Source organism: Weissella paramesenteroides (assembly GCF_051903945.1).
Taxonomy (GTDB): Bacteria; Bacillota; Bacilli; order Lactobacillales; family Lactobacillaceae; genus Weissella; species Weissella paramesenteroides_A.
Genome location: NZ_CP192268.1, coordinates 887,409 through 913,057, shown reverse-complemented (window position 1 = coordinate 913,057; position 25,649 = coordinate 887,409). Strand labels below are relative to the sequence as shown.

General features: G+C 34.6%; 28 protein-coding genes. 13 read left to right on the top strand and 15 right to left on the bottom strand.

Annotated elements, in window-relative coordinates:
• The first annotated feature begins 21 nt into the window (after nt 1-21).
• Nucleotides 22-975: an AEC family transporter gene (locus ACQ4QH_RS04290; protein ID WP_439819395.1), complete on the top strand. Its 954-nt coding sequence runs from the start codon at nt 22-24 to the stop codon at nt 973-975.
• A 203-nt stretch (nt 976-1,178) separates the two neighbouring features.
• Here ACQ4QH_RS04290 and aroC read toward each other — a convergent pair whose 3' ends face one another.
• From aroC to ACQ4QH_RS04260, 6 genes are all read right to left on the bottom strand, one after another.
• On the bottom strand, nt 1,179-2,357 hold the full coding sequence (gene aroC, locus ACQ4QH_RS04285) for a chorismate synthase (protein ID WP_216811154.1): 1,179 nt from the start codon (nt 2,355-2,357) through the stop codon (nt 1,179-1,181).
• 142 nt (nt 2,358-2,499) lie between these two features.
• A complete protein-coding gene (locus ACQ4QH_RS04280; RefSeq protein ID WP_439819394.1) occupies nt 2,500-3,570 on the bottom strand; it encodes an MFS transporter in 1,071 nt (356 codons plus the stop codon).
• Complete coding sequence (locus ACQ4QH_RS04275) at nt 3,567-4,337, bottom strand: shikimate kinase (RefSeq protein ID WP_439819393.1); 771 nt, start codon at nt 4,335-4,337, stop codon at nt 3,567-3,569. Before ACQ4QH_RS04275 ends, ACQ4QH_RS04280 begins: the two co-directional genes overlap by 4 nt.
• Entirely contained in the window at nt 4,334-5,146 is an 813-nt protein-coding gene (locus ACQ4QH_RS04270; protein ID WP_439819392.1) for a prephenate dehydrogenase, read from the bottom strand. The genes ACQ4QH_RS04275 and ACQ4QH_RS04270 overlap by 4 nt, the downstream gene beginning before the upstream one ends.
• Nucleotides 5,139-6,437 carry a 3-phosphoshikimate 1-carboxyvinyltransferase gene (aroA, locus tag ACQ4QH_RS04265; protein WP_439819391.1) on the bottom strand — a complete coding sequence of 433 codons (1,299 nt, stop codon included), beginning with the start codon at nt 6,435-6,437 and terminating at the stop codon, nt 5,139-5,141. Before aroA ends, ACQ4QH_RS04270 begins: the two co-directional genes overlap by 8 nt.
• 383 nt (nt 6,438-6,820) lie before the next feature.
• Nucleotides 6,821-7,258, bottom strand: coding sequence for a hypothetical protein (locus ACQ4QH_RS04260; protein ID WP_439819390.1), 438 nt, complete (start codon nt 7,256-7,258; stop codon nt 6,821-6,823).
• Between the two features lie 127 nt (nt 7,259-7,385).
• On the opposite strand from ACQ4QH_RS04260, the gene ACQ4QH_RS04255 reads away from it, so the two are divergent.
• Genes ACQ4QH_RS04255 through ACQ4QH_RS04245 form a run of 3 tightly spaced genes read left to right on the top strand, consistent with a single transcriptional unit; the run spans nt 7,386 to nt 9,600 of the window.
• The gene (locus tag ACQ4QH_RS04255) at nt 7,386-8,093 is read left to right on the top strand and encodes an AzlC family ABC transporter permease (protein WP_439819389.1); all 708 of its coding nucleotides are present in this window, start codon (nt 7,386-7,388) and stop codon (nt 8,091-8,093) included.
• Nucleotides 8,080-8,406 carry an AzlD domain-containing protein gene (locus ACQ4QH_RS04250; RefSeq protein ID WP_439819388.1) on the top strand — a complete coding sequence of 109 codons (327 nt, stop codon included), beginning with the start codon at nt 8,080-8,082 and terminating at the stop codon, nt 8,404-8,406. The genes ACQ4QH_RS04255 and ACQ4QH_RS04250 overlap by 14 nt, the downstream gene beginning before the upstream one ends.
• A gap of 45 nt (nt 8,407-8,451) precedes the next feature.
• Nucleotides 8,452-9,600: an MFS transporter gene (locus ACQ4QH_RS04245; protein WP_439819387.1), complete on the top strand. Its 1,149-nt coding sequence runs from the start codon at nt 8,452-8,454 to the stop codon at nt 9,598-9,600.
• Nucleotides 9,601-10,032: 432 nt separating this feature from the next.
• Here ACQ4QH_RS04245 and ACQ4QH_RS04240 read toward each other — a convergent pair whose 3' ends face one another.
• The 4 genes from ACQ4QH_RS04240 to ACQ4QH_RS04225 form a co-directional block, all read right to left on the bottom strand.
• A complete protein-coding gene (locus tag ACQ4QH_RS04240; RefSeq protein WP_439819386.1) occupies nt 10,033-10,581 on the bottom strand; it encodes a histidine phosphatase family protein in 549 nt (182 codons plus the stop codon).
• A gap of 38 nt (nt 10,582-10,619) precedes the next feature.
• Nucleotides 10,620-11,270 (bottom strand): alpha/beta fold hydrolase, encoded by a 651-nt coding sequence (locus ACQ4QH_RS04235; protein ID WP_439819385.1) that lies wholly within the window; start codon nt 11,268-11,270, stop codon nt 10,620-10,622.
• A 55-nt stretch (nt 11,271-11,325) separates the two neighbouring features.
• Nucleotides 11,326-11,814 carry a GNAT family N-acetyltransferase gene (locus tag ACQ4QH_RS04230; RefSeq protein WP_439819384.1) on the bottom strand — a complete coding sequence of 163 codons (489 nt, stop codon included), beginning with the start codon at nt 11,812-11,814 and terminating at the stop codon, nt 11,326-11,328.
• A 443-nt stretch (nt 11,815-12,257) separates the two neighbouring features.
• The gene (locus ACQ4QH_RS04225) at nt 12,258-13,541 is read right to left on the bottom strand and encodes an IS1380 family transposase (RefSeq protein WP_131470631.1); all 1,284 of its coding nucleotides are present in this window, start codon (nt 13,539-13,541) and stop codon (nt 12,258-12,260) included.
• Nucleotides 13,542-13,718: 177 nt separating this feature from the next.
• On the opposite strand from ACQ4QH_RS04225, the gene ACQ4QH_RS04220 reads away from it, so the two are divergent.
• The 7 genes from ACQ4QH_RS04220 to ACQ4QH_RS04190 all read left to right on the top strand — a co-directional run bounded on the left by ACQ4QH_RS04220 (nt 13,719) and on the right by ACQ4QH_RS04190 (nt 19,082).
• Entirely contained in the window at nt 13,719-14,147 is a 429-nt protein-coding gene (locus tag ACQ4QH_RS04220; protein WP_439819383.1) for an NUDIX domain-containing protein, read from the top strand.
• Nucleotides 14,148-14,484: 337 nt separating this feature from the next.
• The gene (locus ACQ4QH_RS04215) at nt 14,485-15,852 is read left to right on the top strand and encodes an aldehyde dehydrogenase family protein (protein WP_439819382.1); all 1,368 of its coding nucleotides are present in this window, start codon (nt 14,485-14,487) and stop codon (nt 15,850-15,852) included.
• A 144-nt stretch (nt 15,853-15,996) separates the two neighbouring features.
• Complete coding sequence (locus tag ACQ4QH_RS04210) at nt 15,997-16,437, top strand: hypothetical protein (protein WP_439819381.1); 441 nt, start codon at nt 15,997-15,999, stop codon at nt 16,435-16,437.
• A gap of 142 nt (nt 16,438-16,579) precedes the next feature.
• The gene (locus ACQ4QH_RS04205) at nt 16,580-17,128 is read left to right on the top strand and encodes a GNAT family N-acetyltransferase (RefSeq protein WP_439819380.1); all 549 of its coding nucleotides are present in this window, start codon (nt 16,580-16,582) and stop codon (nt 17,126-17,128) included.
• 2 nt (nt 17,129-17,130) lie between these two features.
• Nucleotides 17,131-17,952, top strand: coding sequence for an alpha/beta fold hydrolase (locus ACQ4QH_RS04200; protein ID WP_439819379.1), 822 nt, complete (start codon nt 17,131-17,133; stop codon nt 17,950-17,952).
• Nucleotides 17,949-18,476, top strand: coding sequence for a GNAT family N-acetyltransferase (locus tag ACQ4QH_RS04195; RefSeq protein ID WP_439819378.1), 528 nt, complete (start codon nt 17,949-17,951; stop codon nt 18,474-18,476). Before ACQ4QH_RS04200 ends, ACQ4QH_RS04195 begins: the two co-directional genes overlap by 4 nt.
• A gap of 54 nt (nt 18,477-18,530) precedes the next feature.
• A complete protein-coding gene (locus ACQ4QH_RS04190; RefSeq protein WP_439819377.1) occupies nt 18,531-19,082 on the top strand; it encodes a GNAT family N-acetyltransferase in 552 nt (183 codons plus the stop codon).
• A gap of 107 nt (nt 19,083-19,189) precedes the next feature.
• Here ACQ4QH_RS04190 and ACQ4QH_RS04185 read toward each other — a convergent pair whose 3' ends face one another.
• Together ACQ4QH_RS04185 and ACQ4QH_RS04180 are read right to left on the bottom strand one after the other, a co-directional pair.
• On the bottom strand, nt 19,190-19,456 hold the full coding sequence (locus ACQ4QH_RS04185; RefSeq protein WP_439819376.1) for a GtrA family protein: 267 nt from the start codon (nt 19,454-19,456) through the stop codon (nt 19,190-19,192).
• A 363-nt stretch (nt 19,457-19,819) separates the two neighbouring features.
• The gene (locus ACQ4QH_RS04180; RefSeq protein WP_206213667.1) at nt 19,820-20,209 is read right to left on the bottom strand and encodes a tautomerase family protein; all 390 of its coding nucleotides are present in this window, start codon (nt 20,207-20,209) and stop codon (nt 19,820-19,822) included.
• 171 nt (nt 20,210-20,380) lie between these two features.
• Here ACQ4QH_RS04180 and yaaA point away from each other — a divergent pair, with 171 nt between their 5' ends.
• Together yaaA and ACQ4QH_RS04170 are read left to right on the top strand one after the other, a co-directional pair.
• Nucleotides 20,381-21,121 carry a peroxide stress protein YaaA gene (yaaA, locus tag ACQ4QH_RS04175; RefSeq protein ID WP_439819375.1) on the top strand — a complete coding sequence of 247 codons (741 nt, stop codon included), beginning with the start codon at nt 20,381-20,383 and terminating at the stop codon, nt 21,119-21,121.
• A gap of 113 nt (nt 21,122-21,234) precedes the next feature.
• A complete protein-coding gene (locus ACQ4QH_RS04170; RefSeq protein ID WP_439819374.1) occupies nt 21,235-21,957 on the top strand; it encodes an SDR family NAD(P)-dependent oxidoreductase in 723 nt (240 codons plus the stop codon).
• Nucleotides 21,958-22,246: 289 nt separating this feature from the next.
• Here ACQ4QH_RS04170 and ACQ4QH_RS04165 read toward each other — a convergent pair whose 3' ends face one another.
• From ACQ4QH_RS04165 to ACQ4QH_RS04155, 3 genes are all read right to left on the bottom strand, one after another.
• Entirely contained in the window at nt 22,247-22,531 is a 285-nt protein-coding gene (locus ACQ4QH_RS04165; protein ID WP_439819373.1) for a glycosyltransferase, read from the bottom strand.
• Between the two features lie 501 nt (nt 22,532-23,032).
• Nucleotides 23,033-24,280 carry a hypothetical protein gene (locus tag ACQ4QH_RS04160; RefSeq protein ID WP_439819372.1) on the bottom strand — a complete coding sequence of 416 codons (1,248 nt, stop codon included), beginning with the start codon at nt 24,278-24,280 and terminating at the stop codon, nt 23,033-23,035.
• Between the two features lie 113 nt (nt 24,281-24,393).
• A complete protein-coding gene (locus ACQ4QH_RS04155) occupies nt 24,394-25,620 on the bottom strand; it encodes an MFS transporter (protein WP_439819371.1) in 1,227 nt (408 codons plus the stop codon).
• Between the last annotated feature and the right edge of the window lie 29 nt (nt 25,621-25,649).

Below are 25,649 nucleotides of genomic sequence, written 5' to 3'. Positions count from 1 at the left end.
ATATAGGAGTTATTTCGTAAAATGTCTGCATTGCTAACATCAATCTCATCCGTTGTTGAGATTATCTTCGTGATTGCTTTGGGTTACTTACTACGAAACGGTGGCAAGTTCCAAGACTCATTCAAACATGATATTGAATTCTTAATTATGAAGGTTGCCCTGCCCTTAAACATCTTCGTTGGTGTTTTGGATAACTTAACCCGTTCAAAATTGATTGCACTTTCTGGGTCATTAGTTTTCGTCATTATTTCATTTGCTGTTGGCTACCTAATTGCTTGGCTCTTGACGAAAATTTTGAAGGTTCGAGAAGGCCGTCGTGGCACGTTCATAAACATGTTCGTGAACGCAAATACAATCTTTATCGGTTTGCCGTTAAACTTGGCATTATTTGGACAACATTCATTGTCGTTCTTCTTGGTTTACTATCTTGCTAACACTGTTTCAACATGGGCAATTGGTATCTTCTTTGTTTCTAATGACGGACCAAAGTCTGACAATACCAGAAAGTTTAACTGGAAGAAATTGTTACCTGCTCCATTGTTAGGCTTTATCGTTGCTTTAGTATGGTTGTTACTAGACTTACCTTTACCTACGTTAGTTGATAAAACCTTCTCAATGGTTGGTGGCGTGGTAACACCATTGTCATTAATTTACATTGGTATTGTCCTAGCAGACGCTGGTTTAAAGTCAATTCACTTCGATCGTGATACGATTGTCGCTCTAATTGGTCGATTTGTCTTTGCCCCTGCCGTTATGATTATTATCATGATGCTGTTTAAGCATACAATGAACATTCCATCAGTTGAACAAGGTACATTGGTTATCCAAGCTGCTGCTCCTGGATTAGCTGTTTTGCCAATTTTGGTTGGTGATGCTAAGGGTGACGTCGAATATGCGACAAATGTTGTCACAACTTCGACTGTCCTATTCGTGATTGTCGTACCAATTTTGATGCAAATTATTACGATGTTGTAATTAAAAAATTAGACAAGTGGTATGCACATAAACAAATATGCAGAACACTTTCACTATCAATACGTGTAAATACCCTAAAAAACATCGAAACTCATTCAGTTTCGATGTTTTTTCCATCTCTTGATCATTATTTTGTTAAGCAAAAACCTTTCATGCAAACACACGGATTTTTTAACTAATCTCTTAAACATTTAGTTCCTAGACTAGAACTTTTGGATTTCATTACGATATTCTGCCACTTGTTCCTTTAAACGATCAATACTGTCAGCATCAAATTTGTCCAATACTGCCTTTGCAAGCTCAATAGCAACCATAGATTCTGCAATAACTGCTGCTGCGGTAACTGCCGTTGTATCAGACCGCTCAATTGATGCTCTGTGATTTTCATGTGTATCAATATCAACACTTTGCATAGGTCGATATAAAGTAGGAATTGGCTTAACCACACCACGGACGACAATGACACCGCCATTGGTCATACCACCTTCAAATCCACCTAAATTATTACTAGTACGGGAAAAGCCCTTATCTGCATCCCAAATAATTTCATCCATAACCTCATCACCAAATTTTTCAGCATTGGCAAATCCACCACCGAAATCAACACCTTTAAATGCATTGATACTAATAATTGCTCGTGCAAGCTTAGCATCCAACTTTTCATTTGCTGATACATATGAGCCTAACCCAGCTGGCATATTTGTTGCCATTACTTGTACAGTACCTCCTACTGTATTAGCATTGATTTTTGTTTGATCTATTACCGCTTGCATATCAGCATCACCTTTTACATCCAGCGCTCTTGTCGGAAATTTTTCAGAAGTTTTACGAATTTCATCCAGATTTTGAAAAGTCGTCAATATGCTCATATCACTGTGTGCCGGACCAATATTACATACAAAACCATGTACATCTACATCAATTTCTTGCAATAATTTTTTGGCAACAGCCCCAACAGCAACTCGCATGACGGTTTCTCTAGCTGAAGACCGCTCCAAAACATTCCTAAGATCCTGATCGTGACGATATTTCATTCCCCCTACAAGATCCGCATGACCAGGTCGTGGACGTAAGACTTTTCGCATTGAATTCTCGGCAGTGGCCGGCGTGTTTGGATCCATTATTTTTGACCAATGACTATGATCATCATTATGCACATTCAGAGTAATTGGCGAACCCAATGTTATTTGGTGCCGTACACCTGATAAGATGCTAACACTATCTGTTTCAATTACTTGTCGTTGCCCTCTACCATAACCATGCTGCCGTCGTGCAAGTTCATGATTGATATCATCTTGAGTAATTTTTAATCCAGCTGGAATCCCCTCAATAATGGCGATTTCCTCTGGTCCATGGCTTTCGCCCGCTGTCATATATCTCATTATTATTGACCTCCGTCTTTTTTCAGATTAGTTTCACGACTAACCCATAAGTACACAAGAATTAAAACGACATTAATTAGGGCCACGAAAATTAAACTTTGCATGACTTGTTGCAAATTGTTTTCGGCAAAATGACCTGTAATCAATGGCATAATAAAGATAGCCAAACTACTTGAAAAAAGTACCATCCAGTTAATCGACCACTAGCTGCCGGTTTTTGCGCAATATATTGACCAATACCCAATTGTAAAGCTCCTCCCGCTGCAGAGATACCAAATAAGGTAACACCTATAGTGACGATCATCGACGATTGATTTTGATCAACTAGAATAATAATTAAGCTAAAGAATGATACAAGATTCATTACAATCAATAATAACTTTTCACTTAGTACCTGCCGATTAGTTAACAAAAAGACTGTTATGACACCAATCACAGAGCCAATACTATAACTAGTCATTAGCAAATGCGCATGCATTGACGAATAATGACCAATAGTTTCAAAATACTGGGTTACCCATTGTGTGAAATGAACCATCAACCACATTGCAAAAAATCCATAGGACAAAAAGATTGCATTCATTAGGTACCAATGTTCGTTGTTATTTGTACTTGTATCCGGCATTTGCTCATGCGTAGCATCCATAAGATGATTAGGTATTTTTGAATACCACAGACTAATAGCCGCACCAATCAGCAAAATAATCGCACTCCAGAATGCCCATCCGAACCACAGACGACGGTCATCCAATAGTAGAATGATTAACGGTAACACGCCTTCTCCAAGTGAAATCATTGCCTTTATGAGTACATTTCCACTAGATTTTCCATGATGTACTTGTAATAAAGTTGGGTAAGCAACCGCGTCTAGTTCTGCATTCGCAATACCAGCTAAAGTTGTTAAAATCATGCCTTGCCAGACAGCCATTGTTAACGGAATGAAAGCAAAAAAACATGCATACGTGCAAATTGCACTAAAGAGTAGTCTTTTACGACTAATATGATCGGCTAATTCACCAAGCAACGGATAAGCAATTAATTTACCAATTCCAATAGCTGAAACAACACTTGTTGCACCTGCTAAATTTGTTTGCCATATGTGTGTTAATGAAACAATGGTTTGTGCCAAAATAATTAATGCAAACCCTTGAACAATATAAATGAGATAAATACTAATTTGAGTCTGGATGCTATTTAAATTTTTTATTTTCATATTTGTTGCTCTTCTCTAGAAATTGCGGCTCCAGTAACGAATGACATGTATTCTTCAATTAATTCGTTTGATAATTTGCCCACAAACGCTTTGTTTAATCTTTGTCGCATGTTTGCCATCCGTGCAGTTTGAAGGACTGGAATTTTGTGATTCTTCTTAATCAAAGCAACTTGGTCAACAACAGTCATCCGTGCAGCCAGCTGTTGCAGAGTTGCATTGTCAAATGAATCAATTTGGCTTCGGAGCGTATCAAATTTTGTTGGATGATCCATATGTTGAATAATTTCATTACTAATCTCAGTAATGTTCTTATGATCTGTAATTACCTCAAAATTAGCAGTATCCGCATAGATATTCTGACGTCGTTTCCAAAGATTGAAAAAGTCTGGTAATGGCTTCCCTGACAAGAGTGGACGATCAACCACTGTGTTTAATAATCGATCAGTTACCGTAGAAAACGTGCCATTTAACCAAATCACCAGGCCACCAGATTTCCGTAGTATGTCAACACATTGGCGAGTTTCAACAACTCCACCTCCTGTACTAATCACAACCTCTTCCATTTGAAGTGCTTTTGTCAGAAGACTTGCCTCAATTGTTCGAAAAGAACCTTCACCTACTTTTGAAAAAAAGTTAGGAATACTCTGCCCAGTATGTTCTTCAATCATACTATCCAAATCGATAAATGGTTTATGCAATACTTCTGCTAAATTATTCCCCACTGTTGATTTTCCAACACCCATAAAACCAATTAAAATAATTTTCATAATAATGTTCGCCTTCCATTTTGTATTTTTGTTAATATCGCCGTTAAAACTGAAGGATCATTCTCACTTAATGCTTCTTGTAATTTTTGTAATTCTTCTAAAAATTTCGTTACTGCTATATATGTCGCATCTCGGTTTGCATGTAATATTTGTGACCATAGTTCTGGATTAGCACCAGCAATGCGAGTGGTATCCTTAAATCCAGGCCCAACATATTCTGATAATGTCGTTTCAGTCTCCTGATTTTTTATGACGGCTGCAACAAGCGCATCAGCAACTATGTGTGGCATATCGCTAGTCATGGCAACATTTTCATCATGCGCTTTAGCTGTTGTTTGAATGAAGTGTGAATGGATTGGTTCAAGCAAATCAATTACATGGTTGATATCTAATTGTTTACCCATCAAAAAGAAATTTGCTGACCTATAGTTAACTGCATGTCGTCCACCATAACCCTTTTTTTCAGTACCAACCATTGGATGACCACCCACAAAATGGAAATGGTTTTCACTTGCCTGCATAATAGGTGTTTTAACAGAGGCAAGATCCAAGATCAACTGTTGTGGATCAAGCAGACTTAATAGCTCACTGATTGCAGTTGGAGGGGTCGCTAAAATTATTAAATCAACAGATGTATTATTTATTTGATTACAAGAAATTGCTTGTTGGATCACACCATCGGAAACAGCTGTTTGTGAGACACTATCCAATAAGTCATAACCATAAACGATATAATTTTGATGTGTATTGAGTGCCTCTGCAAGAGATGCTCCCATAGCACCAAGACCAATAACAATGATTTTAGGCATGCGTTAACTCCTTCAAATCTTCATAAAACTGTGGGTAAGATATTTTCACACTATCCCTTTTTTTAAAATCTGTGGTCCCATCACTCGTAACAAGTGCTGTAATTTCCTGCAACATTGCAATTCGATGATCGTCATGATCAGATACCTTTTTCACAGGTACTTTAAGACTTGCAGGTCCACTAATCGTAAAGCCATCTTGATTTGCCCTAATTTTGGCACCAAACGAATTCAAGGTCTCTGTTACAGACATGATGCGATTACTTTCTTTTACACGCAATTCTTCTGCATGCGTCACATGACTAATGCCGTTTGCCTGACGCATTGCTAAAGCAATAATCGGGACTTCATCAATAAGTGCAGGCATTTCACGTTCATTTATATCTGTTGCATTTAGCTGCTTCGCTGTTTTGATAACAATGTCCGCAAATGCCTCGCCAGCATCATTTGTTTGATTACTAATCAAAATATCAGCGCCCATTCTTTGTAACACTTGAAGAGCACCACTTCGAGTAGGATTAATGCTTATGTTACGTAATGTGATTTGGCTATTTGATACCAATGTGCCTGCCACTAGCCAAAAAGCTGCAGAAGATGCATCACCTGGTATAGTCAATTTTGTTCCATGTAACGACTGATTTTCAGGAATATAAATCATACTTGCTTGTTGATTTACATTCACACCAAAAGTAGGCAGCATATTTTCTGTATGATTTCGTGTCCCAAATTTATCATAAATAATAACTGGTATATTGGCACCTAGACCGGCAAGCATTAAACTCGTCTTGACCTGTGCAGATGGTATTTGTAAATCCTCTCGAATCTCTTTTCCCGTAATTCCTTGTTTGATAGTCAGCGGTAATTTACCTTCATGAGTTTCAATCTTAGCACCATATTTTTCTAACAATGTCACAACACGATCCATTGGTCTTTTAGATAAACTGTCATCTCCAGTAATAACTGCTGACTGACCAATTCCAGCCAACAAACCAATCATTAGACGTGTCGTTGTCCCAGAATTACCAAAATCAAAAGTTAAGCTGTTACCACTAACCATTTTTTTAATGGCAACAATTCCTGGGCTAACGATTATCATGACACTAGACTGCTCATGTGTAACACTAATTCCCAATTGTTGAACTGCTCGTATCGTCTGTTTTGTATCAGCAGCAATTAGTGGATTGTTGATGATTGTTTTTCCTCTGGCCATCGCAGCTAAGATAATTGCCCGATGTGTCATACTTTTGTCACTGGCGACCTGGATTTCGCCAACCAATCCTTGATTTTCTGTCATATGTTCCTCCGGATAAAAAAAACGAACCGGCATGCCATAATAGCACCGATTCGTTCAGAAAAATATCCAGCTGGTTATATTTTTCTATCTCCAATCGAGCTATCTTAGTCGCCCGATTCGCAATAGAAAATGCTTCTATTTCGGGCACGTCGTGATCGACGTGCCGCGCACATTAATCACGATGATTAGAAATAGAAGTAATAAAAATTATTAAATTTTGAGTTGTTAAATGTCATATCCATTAACTCTTTCCTCATAAATTTACTAACAGTCGTAATATTATGCGTATTATCATCTTTTGTCAACATCTAATTTGAAAATAGTAATTAAACGACACAAGTATTAGGTATTATCCCAATACTTATGTCGTTATTTTATGAATGTTAACTGGCAATTAACTGTACTACTTTTTGACAGTAGTCATCTGAACGTGCCATGACACATGACAATATCCATCTCCCATCACTATCAGTGATATCTGTTTTTAATATTTGACGCAAGTCTTGAACAACTCTAGGAATTGATTTCGGACTACTTTGCTTATCAATATATTGCAATACTTTTTCTGTATTATTCTGATCATCAGTTAGTTGAACAATTGTTTTAACCAGATTGTACATTTCCTCTGGTTCAACATACAATTGCTTAACATCGTTAAATTCATCAGGATCAACTTGGTACCCGTTTTGAATATCTCTCAAATAAGCCAATTTCCCTTTAGGTGATAAATTATTGTATATTTCATCGTTTTTAAATAAAATAATTTTGCCTTTCTGATCACTAAAAATTGAAGATAGTAATTGATCTAAAGAAAGCCTCATACAACTTCAACGGCAGTTAATTAAAAGTTTCTGTGTCATTTAGCCAATTGATATTTACATTACATTTTTTATAATATACAATACGGTCAATAAATAAAGGAACAATTTTTGTATAAGGAGGTGTACTGTGATTAATTTGTTAACACCAAAAGCCGCTTTTAAAGAAGCATTACCAACTATTTTTGGCTATATTGGCATTAGTGCTACTTTTGGTATCATTGGTCAATCATCTGGTTTGAATCTCTTGACTATTTTACTTATTTCAATAATTGTTTACGCAGGAGCGGCCCAATTTGTCTTAGTTCCCATGTTACTGACACATAGTCCTATTTTATCGATAGTTTTATCTGTATTTTTGGTTAACTCACGTTTAATTCTAATGAGTGCTACTCTTGCACCCTATTTCAAGAAAGAATCATTGATTAAAAACATATTCATTGGCACCTTTCTTACGGATGAAAGCTTTGCCCTGGGCATGAATAAATTAAACTACACTAATAATCACTTAAATTTCCGGTGGTTTCATACGGTAAATATCGTTTCTTATCTTGCTTGGATATTTGGGACATTTTTAGGAGCTACAGTAAGCAGCTTAATTACGAATCCCGAAAAATTTGGATTTAATTTTGCCATTACTGCGATGTTCATTGGTTTGTTATATTTACAAATAATCTCTGATCAATCAATAAAAATAAATATCCAATTAATGGTCATTATCTTTACCCTTGCAGTTGTCTATCTTGGGCTAATTTTTATTCCTGCAAATTTGGTTATCCTGTTTGCAACAATTATTGCATGTTATTTTGGGACGGTGATTAAAAATGCCCTTAACTAATTATATACTCTACACGGTCATTGGCTGTGGCTTGGCTACTTGGCTCTCAAGAATACTACCCTTGGTCATCCTAAAAAATATGACACTATCAAAAAAAGTCATTGAATTTTTAAGCTTTGTCCCTATTGCCATAATGTCTAGTTTATGGTTTGAAAGTCTATTTATTCAACACATTGGCCATTTGCCAAGCATCGATTGGCCAAACTTAATAGCATCAATTCCCACCATAATGACTGCAATACTTACAAAAAGTCTGTTACTGATTGTCCTAATTGGTGTTTTATCCTTAAGTTTAATCAACATCCTAAATTAATAGTGGTAAATCATGTTTTGTAATGCGAAAGGTCGTGTTGTTCTCTTGAAAAATAAATACATTTTAGTCACAAACATGTTAGTAAATATGGGAATTGGCTTAATTATGCCAGTCACTACACTTTATATTCACAATGTGTTGCATATGAGCTTGGTTGTTGCCGGTTACACACTTTTACTTTTTTCTGGTGCTATGGCTCTAGGAAATTTGGTAGGTGGTCGATTATTTGATAAATGGCGAACTAAGCCACTGATGTATATTAGTACAGTTACTATCATCATTTCACTATTTCTACTGGCACTATACCCCTATTGGCCATTATATCCAATTTTGTTAACGATGTATGGGGCTGGCTTAGGAATTTTAAATGCTTCGATTAACAGTTATTTGGCTTTTTTACAAAAAAGCGATGCTAATATTTTCAACAACGGCTACTGGGCTGCGAACATTGGTATGGGGTTGGCTACATTCCTATCAGGAATTCTTTTTAGTATCAATATTCAGCTAGTGTTTGGTAGCTCAGCAGTTCTTTTTTTACTGGCCTTATTTATTATCAAATCACAATTTGTTTCAACTGATGCTCTGCGTAGTTCAGATACGGAAAACAGCTTTCACAATTCACTTAATAAGCGTACACTTGGCTACATTTCATTACTTAGTTTAACGATGATTATTATTTGGGCATGTTATGAACAATGGAACAGTAATGTTTCTGTCCTAATGACTAATAATGGTATTTCTGTCAAAAAGTACAGCATATTATTTACAATCAGTACAATAGAGATTGTTGCTTTACAGCCTTTTATTGTTCGCCTATTTCCAAAAACGTTTAATGCAGATAAATTACGTGTAATTTTAGGTGTTTTAACTTTTGCTTTATCATATTTATTTATTATTAATACTAACGATTATTGGCGTTTTGTCCTTGGCATTACGTTTGTCTCTATTGGTGAAATTCTTGCGCTAACTGCCATTCCAAGTTTGTTAAATCACTACGCTAATGATACTAATCGTGGTACCATTCAAGCAATTGGCAGTCTCTCTGGATCAATTGGTCGTGCATTAGGGCCATTACTAGGTGGTTTTATGATAACTAGTTTTAGTTTTGATACAACCTTTTTAACTATCTTTATTATTCACTTGATTGTTGTCTTCTTTTTATTGTTATTACGGGATGTTAAACCAAAATATTAGAAATTGTGATTATGAACATATGCCCGCTATTTGGTTAGTTATTTAAGTCATGCGATACGCTATCTGTAATCAGAAAAGCCCCGTGCTACTTCAACAGTGGCTGTTTAATATGAAATTAAAACCGCCCTACTTGTCAAAGTATTGGGCGGTTTTTAGTTTTCTTACTTCCTTTAGTGGTTGTCGATATAGTTGGAATCTGATGTTCATGAATAACATTCATAGACATCACCTTCTTTCTATAGTCAGAAGTCAGCCGTCGCCTTTTAACCTGTAGAATTTTAACATACAAAAGTTGTCATTCTGTCATATGAAAAAATGACAACTTTTTACTTTTATCTAGCCGTTAAATATTCTGCAATAGTGTGACGTAATGATAATAATTATCATTAACTTTTTTATGGGAGCATTTATACTATCTTTTTAACAAATTTATTAAACCAATTCCGCATAAATATATGCATCATGACTGACTTTCAATCTTAGTGTTGAACCATATGGTAAACTCTCCCAAAATTCAAAACCTTCACCTGGATGAACAAGTTCATATATAGTGCTCATCACCGTTCCATGTGAACCAATGGCAATATGCTCATCCTCTTTACATTTATCCTTAATAAAAGAAATATACCTAGTTTGAGCATGTTGTAATGATTCTCCCCCGGCTTGATAATATTTAAAATCTAGCCATTGATGGTTAATATAATCTGTAAATTTTTGACTTGAATCAAACCATTCTGGCATCTTTCGCTCAACAAGAAGGTTATTAGTTTCAACTGAAATATTCTGCTTTTTGGCTAACGGAACTACCGTTTCAACAGATCTACGCAGTGGGCTTGCGAAAATATGTGTATATGATTGCTTTTGTAATTTTGACGAAACCATTTCCGCTTGTCTAATTCCAGTTAAAGTTAATGGTCTTAGAAAGTCGTCATGTATTGATGTGTCAGGCTCCCCGTGTCGTACTAGATCAATTATTTTCATTTTCACCTCATACATTTTTATGTTTGAAATCTATAAATTCAACTTACTTGTTCTCTAACTGAAAAATATTTTGCATAAAATTCATTAATTATTTTTGCAAACGCAACAGGTGTCTCCTCGTTTAGCATGTGACCACCTTCAATGACTTTTATCTCAGAATCACGAATTTCAGAATGCAGTGCTTTGGATGCCGGTAAATTAGCCTTATCTTTAGTACCACAAATGATAGCGGTTGGCATATTTAACTGAACTAATTTTAGACGCAAATTTAATGACTTCATTGATTGACAAAATGCAATCATTTGTTTCTTTGTAATACCTAATTCAATAAAATTTTTACTAGGCATAAATCGAAACATAAGATTTTGCAAGTCAATCAATAATTTATTAGGACTCTCAAATTGGGCACCAGAAAGTATTAGACCTTTTACTAATCGATTACCATCCAGTGCACTTGATAAAGCCAAGATTGCACCTAATGATAACCCACACAAAATATATGGTTCATCTATAACTTGCAATTTTTGTGTTATTTCTCTGTGCAGTAGTTCGAAAGTCAACTCTGTACTGTCATCAATTGTTGAAAATAAGTTTAATGATTCTGGTTCAAGATTTATATTCAAATTATCTATTACTTTACTCCATGCAGCAGCATCTTGGCCTAAACCTGGTAAAAATATTATTTTCATTTTTATACCTCTTGTTAAATAATTAGTTATGGAATTGCTTTAAATTGCCATATTCTTATACATATTTAGTCAAAAAAACTAAATCCATGCCATTTTTGATATGTAATTCTGGCTGACTGGTTAGTGTGTATCCACTTTTTGTATACAAATGTAATAACTTAGTTTCCTGCTTAATGGTATCAATATCCCATTCCTTAACATTAGAAAATTTATTCTCAATATGAAACAATGCTGACTGAGCAAATCCATTATTTTGATATTTTGGCAAAATAAGTATTGGCGAAATCTTGGCGCGTGCTTTGTCTTCCGAATCTGTCATTACTCTAATAATCCCTACTTCGTGTTGATTATAAATTAAGAAAAAGAAATAACTATTTTGTTGACGAATTTTTCTAGATATAACTTCTTTTGATTCCATATATGGATTTGTATCAATGTCATGATAGCGTTCAAATAGTTCCTTGAATCCTGACTTATACATTTTAATGATTCTATTTACATCAGTAATCTTTGCAAGTTCAAATTCCAATTTAATTAAATTCATATTATAACCCTCAACGTAACATTAATTTATAATGATAATTATACGCTAAAATCATTCATGATAGATATAAACCTGCATAGAGGCATAAAATGAGGCTTAGTATAAACTGAATAATCGACTTTTTTAACTTTTTCTTGCTATGGACTCATCATTAAGTTATAATTTTCGTGAAATAAATTACATTTTAATTAGAAAATATATAGAAATAAATTTTATGATTTTCAACTATAACTAAAGCAGGAGAAAAACATTGAAACCCGGATTATTCATGCACTAAATTTTTAACCACAGCTAAATCAGTAAAATACGATAAATCACCTTGAAACTGCCGGTACCCTGGCACAGTTTCAGGGTGTTTTTTTCGATTGAGCGTTTTTTGAGAAAAATGGGCACACTAAAACCAGCCAGATTTTGCTATTTTTTTGAAAATATAATTCGTTGTTTTATTGCCACAAAGCATTTAGTCGTTCCCAAGCTCGCCAGAACAGACCATCGAATTGTTCTTGGTTGCGGCTATCTAACGTCAAGATCACCTTGCGGGCGTGCTTAGTGACACGTCCACCGATTTTTAACAAACGGTCTCGAAAGGTGTTGATTGTCCACGATTGTTGCTGGTCGTCCAACGCAATACTCTTCATCAACCGCATCAAGTTTGATGCAATCACTGAGATCCACATGCGCGCTTTGTTGGCGAAAAATGAACTGCTATCAGTTTTGCCGAAGGCAAATCCACCTTTAAGCTCGCGAATAATATCTTCAATCGCCGCACGCTTGCGGTAAACACGGACGATGTCTTTTTGTGGAAGACTTAGGTTAGTGACGATGAACTGTGTACCGCCATGTTCATCATTTAAAACGATAACACGACGTGCTTTGTCCCATGAGGCGGCTTGATACTCAAATTCATCGGTCGTCAACTGACCTTCAATCATCAAAAGATTGTCGAAATTAACATATCGTCCATCAAGTGCCATACGCTTCAATCGAGGATTTGACTTCAATCGGATGGTATAAAAAATATTGTTGCCTTCTAATGTTTCCATCAAGTCTGGCGTGGCGAAGCCACTGTCACCACGCAAAATAATTGTCTGATGTTGAGCGGATAGACTAGTTGACAGATACCCTTGCACAAATTCAGTTGCACCATTACCGGTATAGGTATTGCCACTTCGCAACGATACCTGACGCACGGTTCCAGTTAAAGCATCGGTCATGATAAGCGGATGGTAACCGACGTTCAAGTAGTGATAATTAAAACCAATTTTTTCTTGATGACCAAAGGTCTCAAAGTAGGTTGAATCCAAATCTAGCACCAGTTCAGTGTTGGCTGATCTTTCATCAATTAAAGAGACAATACGACGATTTAATTCTTGTAGCTCATCAATGTCTTCGTTCGTGAGATGTGATAGAAATCTGGAAATAGTTGGTTGAGATGCCATGTTTTGCGCATAAACAAGTCGATGTTCGATATCTTGGGTCAAGTAATCTGCAACGTCGTCGTTGCGATAACCTTCGATAACTTGAATGAGCATTTGCAATAATAATTCTACCTTAGCATAGCGTGGACTTTTGCGATTATCGTTGAATTCAACGTTATTAAAGAGCCTGGAAACTACAGGTGAATTCAGAAACATACTAAGCAGCACGTTGCCACCATCCGAGGTAATTGGTGCCCCATTGTCTGAAACTGCAACTAAAGGGTTGCTAGGTAATACTTTTTGAGTCATAATTTTAGACGCTCCAATTTTTGAGTATTTGGTTTGTTTTTCACTAACAAAATATCATAAAAAAGAGCTCCTATGGTTTTCACCCAACGGGTGAAAGCGCAAAACCCGTTGAAACGGTATTAACTTGCTGTTTCAGCGGGTCTTTGTTTGTCTTGATGAATAATCCGGGTGAAAAGAATGCAACAAATTGAACTTACCAATATGTGCATTATTAGAAATGGCGACGATATTCTTGTCATGGATAAAATTGATTCCGAATTTGAAAATACCATTACCTTTCCTGGAGGACATGTTGAGCCAAATGAATCTATTGAAAAATCTGTCATTCGCGAAATCAAAGAAGAAACTGGAATTGATATAAAAGAACCAAGCTTGAAAAGCATCGTTAATTTTAATTTAGGCAATCAAAATAAGGAATTTATTTTCGTTTATGAAGCTGAATATAATTTGAAAACTTCTAAGGGAGATATAAAACAGACGTATGAAGGAAAAACTTATTGGCTCAATAAAGACAAAATTAGATTTTGTAAATTGAACCGGGTTATTGAGACTGTTTACAATACATGGCTTAGAGGGGATATTAAAGAAATTTACTTTGAAAATTAATTTATACTAACTTTGACATTGCTAATAGCATATACTGCATACTGATCATCTTCATATAAACACGAGGCTCAGGCTACTTTAATGGTGACTGCTTAAATAAAGATTTCAAACCGCCTTTCAACCTGTAGAATTTACTTTAAAAAATAAAGAATTATCATCCTCCACTCTCTTAAGAACGACAACTCTTTATTTATATTCATAATAATATATTACTATTTCCGTGTAATACGCTATGTATACAATTAAATTGTAGGCAAAAAATTGGCATTATTGGTAGAAAAAATTCTATCATAGAGGTTGTAACGAAAACCCGTTCCCTTTAAGGAGGTAACTATCCATGAGTTATGCAGCAGTGAATCCATATAACGGACAAAAAATTCGTGACTTTGATAACGTAACTGACCAGCAATTAGATATTATCTTAGACACAGCTCAAGATTTTTATAAGCAATCGCAGAGTCAAGCTGTCGAAGAAAGAACAGATTTTCTGTATAAGTTAGCTGATGAGTTCGAAGAAAATATAGAAAAATATGCTCGTGTACTATCAACTAACATGGGAAAATTATTGACAGAGGCTCGTCAAGAAGTTAAAAAAAACGGCTCTTTTGCACGTTACTACGCTGAAAATGGTGTGAAGTTCATGCAGCCTAAGCCATACAATGACCTACCTAACGGACAAGCTCAAGTTGAATTTTCTGGCACAGGTATTGTCTTAGCAATTGAACCATGGAATTTTCCATATACGCAAGTCATGCGTGTATTTGCCCCTAATTTCATTTTAGGAAACCCAATTATTCTCAAGCACGCTAGCATTGTACCCGAGGCAGCACTAGCTTTTCAAGAAGCGTGTGATAATGTTGGTTTGCCATCAGGTGCCTTTACCAATATCTTTGCTGATTATGATCAGATTAATCGGATTATTGAAGATCCTCGTGTGCAGGGTGTTGCCTTAACAGGATCTGAAAATGCCGGTCGTAGAATTGCCGCTAGTGCCGGTGAAAATTTAACAAAATCAACTATGGAACTTGGTGGAACTGACGTTTTTGTTGTCTTAGATGATGTTGATATCGCTGATGCTGCGAAAGATGCAACCAAAGCACGATTGACCAATGCTGGTCAAGTATGTACAGCTGCTAAACGTTATATTGTTTCTTCAAGTATTTATCCTGAGTTTTTAGCCGCATTAAAAGAAGAATTCACTAAATATAAATTGGGTGATCCATTGGATGAAAATACAACCTTAGCTCCCCTTTCATCTAAGAAAGCGCAACAACAGTTACAGACTCAAGTGGCAAAAGTGATTGCTGGTGGTGCTAAAGTTTTGTATGGTAATCCGACACCTATCAGCGGTGATGGCGCAGGTTTCTCACCTTTGATTTTAACTGGTATGGATGAAAAAAATCTTATGTTTGAAGAAGAATTATTCGGTCCAGTAGCACAAATTTATCAAGCACAATCAGACGACGAAATCATCAAAATTGCAAATAATTCTCGACATGGTCTAGGTGGCGCTATCTACACCAAAAATATTGAACGTGGTAAAAAACTTGCTTCACGAATTGAAACTGGTCAAGTTACGATTAACTCTATTTTGAGTTCTCAAGCTCAAGTACCCTTTGGGGGTGTCAAAGATTCTGGTTATGGTCGTGAACTAAGCGACTGGGGTATCTATGAATTTGCTAACATAAAACCTGTAATGTATTAATTAAAGACTAAAAAATTACTTTATAGGATACGCTAGAACAAATTTAGCGTATCCTTTTCTATACAATGAATCTCACCATAAATAATAATACCTGGAACAGCACACATAGAAAATCTGAAATAAACAGTAAAGGAAGTAATCAGCATGCTTATTATTGATTGTGTAGTTAAAGACGCAATAAAAGCGTATCAAACATATGCGACTGTTTTTGAAACTAGGTTAATTGAATCTAGCAAGAACCTATCCAACTTATCATTTAACGAAGTAATCTTTGAAATTGAAGATATGCAGTTTCACTTATTTGATGCTAATCCTCAGATGGGATGGCAAGTGCCAGACTCGAATGCCGTCCAATCCATGTGGTTCAACATTGTTGTTAATGACGCAAATGCACTATTTGAACGAGTCATAAGTGCAGAATTTGAAGTAGTTGTACCCTTAATGAAAGATGAAGAATTAGGTATATGGAATGGTGTTGTGAAAGACCCCTTCCACTATTCTTGGGTAATCGAGCAAAATATTCAAGATGTTGATTTTAGTACACGCCGACAAATATTAAATAAGCGTATACAAAAATTAGAATAAGATTATAATAATTAGTAACCACTTCATATGTGAATACTTATTGTATAAATTACTTTAATCAAAATTTTGTACAAAACATTCCAATTCATGTACAAAGTTTTATGAACCCTAATCTTCCCTATCAAAGCGGAGAGTTATTTTTATGCTTACATATAAAATTGATGATGAAATTTATTTATCCTTACCAAGACCTGAAATCGATTCAACTGCCCTGTTTAAATTAATCAATGACAGTCGTAATGGACTGATACCCTGGTTACCTTGGGTATTAAAAATTAAAAGTATTGCAGATGAACGAGAAACGCTAAAAAGAAACGCGCACAGTTTAGGTACGACACGTTCCCTAAATCTAGTTATTTGGTATAAAAATGAAATTGTTGGGTCAATATCTCTTAAAAATTGGGATAAGAATAATAAAAAAATTGAAATTGGTTATTGGCTAGGCACTGAATTTACAGGAAAGGGAATCATGCTTCGGTCATTAAAGGGTGTATGCGATTTAGCATTCAATAAGTTTGAAGTTCATAAAATCGAAATTTATGTTGCATCGGACAATCGTGCGAGTAATCAAATACCTAAAAATGCCGGTTTCTATCTAGAGGCCAAGTTACGAGATCATGCCTTACTCTTTGGCCGTTTTCATGATGAAAATCTTTGGTCATTACTTGAACATGAGTGGCGGAATCAATAATAATGATTAACCTTTTAAAAGATAAATACATAAATACTTCACTAGGAACTTTTAAAATATCAGTTAGATCTGGAGATACACTGTTAATCTTTCTTAATGGCTATGGACCTTACGATACTGCACAAATTTTTCAGCCCATTATACAAAAAATTCCAAAAGAAATTGGTGTTTTAGCAATTGACTATTTAGATTCTGGACTAAGTTCTTCTTCCACAAGGTCATTCTTATTAACAGACGAAGCTGATTTAATTACGAGAATCATACAAAATCAACATGCCTCAAAAATTGTGATAATAGCCCATAGCTTAGGCGGTTTTTATGCCTTATCCATTGCACAAAAATTAAATCAGTTAATTGGTTTCATTGGCATCGAGCCTATAACGAAAGAAGTTCTCTTAGACCCACCCGATGAAGCAAACTACAATAGAGACGCAAAAGAAGATTCAGAAATGACGGAAGATGAAATTACTAACCTAATGCATGAAAGAATTTACACCTCATTTCAAAAAACTTTAGCTGATAAAATTTGGAACACTGCTCTGATTTCTGAAGAAAAAGATTCCAAAATCACAAAACCACACGGATTAAATCTTGGAATCGATATTTTAAAACGTCCAGATTTTTCAAACTTAAGCTTAGACCAAACCGTTTCAACTACTCTTTTTGTCCGTCCCTATCGAATTAATGAATATAGTCATTCAGAATATTACACTGAAAAAACAACTATCGAACCCTTAGGGAAAAATCATTATATTCATTTTGAATTTCCCGAAAAAATTAGTGAAGCCATCCTTAAAATTTTAAAGGAAAATAACAACACATGAACTTACAATTAAAAGAACTAAAACGTAACGAATTACTAGATTTTTGGAATCTAGCTTTTAGTAAACCCGACGCTGAATGGACAAAATGGAATGGTCCCTATTTTCATGACAAACTACCTGAGAAACAAAAATTTATTGATTTAGATTTGGAAAATAGTTATGTACAAAATCCCATGCGTAAGATCATCTGGGTTGATAATACCATGGTTGGCATGGTCTCGGCTCACTATGAGGATGAACCATTAAAACAATGGTTAGATGTTGGTATTGTCATTTATAAACAAGATAGCTGGCATCATGGCATCGGTAAGACTGCCTTAAAGCAATGGATTGACGAATTATTTGAAATGACACCCCTACCTCATATTGGTTTAACAACATGGTCTGGTAATTATCGCATGATTGCTTTGGCTGAGAGTTTATCTCTTAAAAAAGAGGCTGAAGTTCGACAAGTTAGATTTTGGCAAAACAAATACTGGGATTCAGTTAAATACGGTGTTTTACGCTCTGAATGGATGCAATGATCGTAAAATACCATTAACCACTCTGTTTTTAATAACCTTCTATGGAGGAACAAAATGTTTACATATCAAATCGACGACGAGGTCAGTCTGGCACTACCTAGACCAAAAATTGACGCTGAAACCGTGTTCCAACTAATTGATGAAAGTCGAAATGAATTAGTAACTTGGTTACCTTGGGTAACAGGTACAACGGCCGTTGTAGACGAAGAAAAATTTTTATCAAACGATTTAGAAAAATTTGGTATAGGTACCTCAATGACAACGATTATCCTTTATAAAAATCACCCTGCCGGTATGATTAGCTTTAATAGATTTAGAGAAATGGATCAAAGTGCAGAAATTGGCTACTGGCTAGGAACTAAATTTATCGGTAAGGGTATCATGCATCGTGCTGTAGCTGGCATGTGCCAAATAGGATTTAATGATTATAAGATTAATAAAATAGAAATCCATGCGGCAGTTGATAATGCGCGTAGTAATCATGTTGCTCAAAAAGCAGGCTTTCATTTAGATGGTTCAATTCGGGCCAATGAACTATTGTCAGACGGATTTCATGATGGCAATATTTGGACAGTGCTTAAAGATGAGTGGAAAAATCGTCGTTAACATAGTACTCGCCTTTAACCATCATATAAAAGCATCTCATAGTTAGAAAACCTGACTTTCGGGATGCTCTTTTTATAATCAAGATTAACTTTCAAATGATGCTATTATTACTGCGTCTCTCTAAAAATTATTAATTTACTGATATAGTAATTAATAATTACAACAAAAATATTATCTATAAACTTCCAAACAACTGGACTTTGGCACAAATATTGGACACCATACCAAATAATTATCATTTCCAAAAATAGTGTTGTAATTCTAGTCAAAAGAAATAAGCAAAATTCTATTACCAGCCCATTATTAAATATAAATTTAGAATCAAAAACCCATAATTTATTTGAAATAAAAGCAAAAAAACTGAAACTAACCAAGATATAACAACAGATATTTGATTATTTAAATTAACATATAATAATAGTAACTAAGTAGAAATATTAATGATTGTAGTAATTATCCCCCAAAAAATATAGAAAATTAATGAATAGTTTTTTTTACAAAATATGACATATTTTTAATCCTTACTTGCGCTTTTTCTATGATTTAATTAATCTCATAAATTATTTTTCTACTATTTCCCACCTTGTTATACTTTGTATTCTTTAAATTATAATTTTTTTATTTCATCGGTAAATTTCATTTCTATTTATTAAAAACAAACTGGACCTCCTAAGAAAAAATCTACTTAGGAGGTCCAGTTTGTTTAATATAATTATCAATAGCTCATGGCTACTATTCTACAATTTACCTGTCAAAAACTGCGCCTCACCAAATCCAAAGCTCCAATTAGCATCCCCATTAATAGTCATATTGACAACTAAATCATTCTTTTCAACAAGCTTCTTTTCTGACAAACCGTTCGCTAAGTCAGCATAGAAATTCTCTATGTCACTTTTCTCCCTTGGACGACTCGTAATAGATATAACTAGCACATTTTGACTTCTTTCAATATCCAGCCCTGTATCCATAATATTCATCTCATAGGATTCATGCTGAGTTACTATTTGGTAACAATCTCGTTGATCGACATGAAAGTCCTTAACGACCATTTCCTGAGTAATCTTCATAATGTTTTCAATATCTTCTTGTGTGCGTCCTTTAATTAAATCAAATCGTACAAGTGGCATGATATTCCCCTCTTTCATCGTCCCTTTTTAAATATCGTAGTAAATACGTTAGAATATTCATAGCAATATCTATTGTATCTAGTTTTTTATTTTACTACTTAATTCATTAAAGAGCATTATTAATAAAGACCTGATACAACTAGAAAGATTCCTAAACTGAGGTAGTTTATTATGCAAATTATTATTTCACCCGCAAAGAAAATGATTGTTGACGAAGAAAACTTTCTGCCAATAAATACACCACGTTATTTACAGAACACTGCTGAAATTCTTCAAGAAATGCGTACTTTGTCCTACGCGGATGTTCAAAAATTATGGCATACGAGTGACAAATTGACGAAAGAAAACTACCAAAACCTACAACATATGGATTTACAGCATCCTTTAACACCGGCCATATTAAGTTACTCAGGTATTCAATACCAATATATGGCACCAAGTATTTTTAGTTCAACTGCTTTAGAGTATTTGCAAAAAACACTCTGGATTTTGTCTGGATTCTACGGTGCTTTGCGTCCTTTTGATGGAATCGTTCCTTATCGATTAGAGATGAACGCTCAATTACAAGTTGCTGATAATAAAAATCTATATGAATTTTGGGGCGATAAATTGTATCGTGCCGTACATCAACAAGGCCCAATCATTAATTTGGCTTCTAAAGAATATTCTCAAGCAATCACGCCCTATTTAAAAACAAATGATCAATTCATTGATGTTGTATTTGCTCACTTTATAGATGGCAAACTAAAGATAAAAGCCACGTTGGCAAAGATTGCGCGTGGTGAAATGGTTCGTTTTATCGTTGAAAATCAACTAACAACCGTCGAACAACTTAAAAGTTTTCAATCCGCAACATATACCTTTGATGCACCCCTTTCAACTGCAAAAAGATTGGTGTTTGTTAATAAATAATAGCTAATGGTAGATTTAAGACGTATTTTATAACCTTCGTTTAATCACTACAAAGTAGAAGACAAATCAACCAAATAAAGATAATTTTGTCGCTCAACATATAAGGAGAACTAATGACACATAAAATTTTAATTACTGGAGCAAATCGTGGTATCGGCTTTGAGATGAGTAAACAGCTGGGATTACAAGGTTATAAAGTTATTCTAGGTGTTAGAGATTTATCAAAAGGACAGACTGCGCTGCATGAGTTGGTTCAAGCTGGGATTACACGTGCACAGCTTGATTTGGTACAAGTTGACCTTCAAAATTCAGAGTCTTTGATAAATGCCACCAATTATGTTGAAAAAGAACATCCCGATTTAGATGTCCTCGTAAATAATGCAGGAATTGCTGCTGATATGCAAAAATCAGCCTTAGACACACCTCTTTCGGATTATAAAGAAACACTTGATATAAATTTTTGGGGAACTTTACAAGTTATTCAACACTTTTTACCCGTTATTAAGCAAAATAAAGGCAAAATTGTAGCTATCACTGGTCCATTCACAGCAACAACTTGGTATAATCCAGCAGCTTATCGCGTTTCTAAAATAGCTTTGAATGGCCTTATTCAAACATTAGCTGTTGATGTTATCAACAAAAAATTGCCAATCTCAATCTTTGGTATTTTTCCTGGCGGTGTCTCAACAGATATCAATGGTCATAGACAAGGACCGTATATGAAATCAGTTGTTGAAGGGGCTCGTGATATCATTAATATTATGCTAGCTGACAAAGAACAGAATGGTAAAATTATTGGTCCAAATGGTAACGTTCTCTCAGAAATTCAAGACTGATCAAACGGCCGTTTCTTAAATCTAATTTTGTAATTTCTTTATTAAACTTATCTCTTTATAAAAAAGCGGATGACTTGCATTTTATAGCAACTCATCCGCTAATTTACAATCGAAAACTCAACCTTGTTAAATATCTAACTTAAGGAATTTTAGATATAAAACTACTAAAACAAAGAAACGTAGCTCGAATCCTATAATGAACTTACTCAGGAGTATGGTTCTTCTGCTGCCTCGATTCGTCTTTGGTTTAAAAATACCCAACCTGTTGGTATTGACGAAAATGCTTATATTAAATGGCTTTTCGTTCGATATTTCCAATGATATCTAAGAAATCTGCTAGTGTTTTTTCCCATGTGATTTGGTTTAAATAGCTTTTAGCATTCTTAGTTTTTCTTTCTAATTTTGTGGGCTCATTACAAATTTCTTCAAATAAATGTAACAAATCATATTCATTGAATTTAGTATAGTAGCAGCAGTCGTCAGGAATAAAATCTTTGCCAGTCCCTTCTTCAAAGTCTAGAAATGGCAAACCACAACTCATCATTTCAAAAGGTACTAAGGAAAAATTAGTCATTAATGGCGCAATTCCAAAGTCAGAATTGTAGTATAGTTCTCGTAACTGTTCTTTGCTAAGCTTTCCCAGATTTTTACCATTAATTTAAAGTAGTCAGCTGAATAATTTACCATCACTATTCTTTTCAGAAAATGGGAGAAGCTGGTTTTGATCAAGAAAAAATAACTCAGGGGTTACAGGCCTTCAATTTGTTATATGCCATTGACGTAAGAATCACAGATGCTTCATTTCCAGACTATGCACAATCTTTTGAAACTTTAGTTATTTATTTTGTTAAAGGTCTATTCACATAAAGGCGGTGTCTTTATTTTGAATAAAGTAGTGACCGTACTTTATATTTATAGTTTGCCAGAAACAGAATTGATTATAAAAATTAATTGGTTTTGTACCAATGATTGCCTTAGCAAGTTGGCTAACAGTTAAATTTTGGAAGTGAAAAAATGAAATGCCCCATAATAGTTAGGCCAATACAATCTAACTATTATGGGGTATTTCATATTACTATTTCTCAAAAGAATTAATATTTTTACGCAAAATAACAAGCGGTATAAACAACATAATTGTCAATAGCGCATAAATACCCCAAGAAATTTGAACACCAACAGCTGAAGATATAGCGCCAAAAAAAGCAATCATCACGACTGGCAAAGTTAATGAAACAGAATTAATCAATCCTAATATCATACCAATTTGCGTATTCCCCAAATTTCGCATTAAATTACCATAGAATCTTGGCGATAATTTAGCTAGCGTGTATCCTAGTGCTGCAACTCCAACGACAATCATCTCGGCATTTCCAGATAAAAATGCTATTGACATAGCAAACTGAACAAGCAAATGGATAAATAATAAATGTGATAAACCTATTCGCTTAAACACGTCAGATGTCCATAAGGAGCTCACAAACATAGCGATTGAAAAAATCGAAGTAACCAGGAAAAACATTTCACTAAAATTAAAATGCCATAACACCACATGATTACGTAGCGATAAAACAAACAATACATTTGTTGACGCCCCTAACCCATTGATTACAATCAAATATGACAAAACAGATTTAATCCCCGATAATTTTCGTATTTCTTGAAGACCTAATAGCATACGCTTCATAAAATTTGATGAATTTTGAGTTTGTTGATTACCTGTCTGATTTTCTTTTGGTTCTCTAATCTGTTTCCGCGACAAAAATACAATTAGCCCAGACAAAGCAAACGTCGCCGCATTTAAAATAGCAAAAAATGCAAAATTATGATTAACTAAAGCAAGCAATGCCAAGCCAATACCGCCACCTACCAGATCAATTAAAACGTTCACACTTTGTGAAAGCCCTTCTGCCTCTTGGAACTCATCATTTCCCAAGTTAACCTTTAATAAATGATTGTAAATACCCGAACGAACACCACCAAAAAAATCTGACAAAACATTTAAAAATAGCATAATTACAATAAACAATATCGTTGGTTGCTGGATAATTAAGGCGACAATAATATATATAAATGTTTGAACCCAGCGAATCATAGCAAAAGCTTTTACTTTATGTTTTGTACGATCCGCAATATCTCCTGTTAATGCCCCCATAAGAATCGGAACCCAATTCAATACGGAAATAATTGTAATCCAAATTTCTGCATGTTCGACCTTATTAATGTAAACAATAAAAGCAAAGTTAAAGAGCGTCGTGCCTAAAATATTCAATACATTGGAAAATGCCAAACTTCTAAAAACACGGTTGTTAAGTAATAACTTCATCCTAAAATTTCCTCGCTCCCCCCAACCAAATTTATGTACTCGAAGTCAAGATTTTTTCAATATTCATGAAATTTAATGCTTAACAACTTACTTATCTTTCACACTACCAAAACTCAACCCTTTTTAATGTCTAACTTAAAGAACTTGGGATATAAGACTACTAAAACAAAGAAAAGTAGACCAGAGATAATAAAAACTGTACCGGCATTTAATTTATCAAAACAGAAACTAAAAATAATTATGCCGATTGGAATCAATACTTGTACACATGTTCGTGACACATTGAATACCCTGCCTTGCATGTTCTCAGGGACATGCATCGTTAGCCAAACCAATGTTGGTGTATTTAACAAAGCTATCATGATGCCCGTTATAAAATTAAAAACGATGACAAAAATTGAAAAAACAAATTTTGAATGGACATTGGAGAATAAAAACATTCCCATTAATAAAAATAGTACACTAAAAATCGATGTCATTTTCCAAGATATATACAACGGATGCCTAAACTCTGAACGTTTTGAAAGCACGTAACTGGCTATCAGTATGCCAATTGAAACGGCAGCCTCTGATAAAGCGTAGACATGGTTGGGTAACTTTAAGACGTGAATTTGTACATATGGCAACCCAATACTGAATACTGTATAGAAAAAATTAATGGCACAACCAAACCAAATTGCAAATAAAAGCAATTTATCTTTAAAAATATATGTCAATTCATTTCTTTCGTATGCAATATTTTTGTGCGACGTTTTATCTGTGTACTTAATTAACCACATTGAGAGTAAAGCACAAATCTCGCATATTAATTCAGTAATGATAAATATTCCAAAATTCATATTAAAAGTAGAAAATAGTGTCGCTGCAATAATTGGTCCAATAATGCTTGAAAACGAAGAAACCATTTGCTCGTAACTTCTGAGTTTCTGAATATCTGCATTATTTACTATTAATGTCGCAGACGACATATACGCAACATCAAATATTTGATCTGACAGCTTTAGTACTACAAGAATGAATATTACTAACAACAAAGTTTGATTGTCAGAATAAACAATAAAAAAAGCAAAAAATATAAGCCCAATAATGCTTAATATTTGAGAAAAAAGTATTATTTGTTTTTTGTTTATTTTATCAATAACAAGTCTCAAAATTGGCGCTATCACAAGACTGACAATAGGTCCAATAGCCTGAGAAATCCCAAAAATACTAGCTGATGAATACTGACGTAAGAGAAATAGTCCCATAGCAAATGAAAAAATACTGCTACCAAAATTTGCAACCAATAAAGCTATAGATGCAATGTATAATTGTTCTTTAGATTTCTGCTTCGTTAACAACCAGTTCACCCTCTTCACAAATTTTGAGG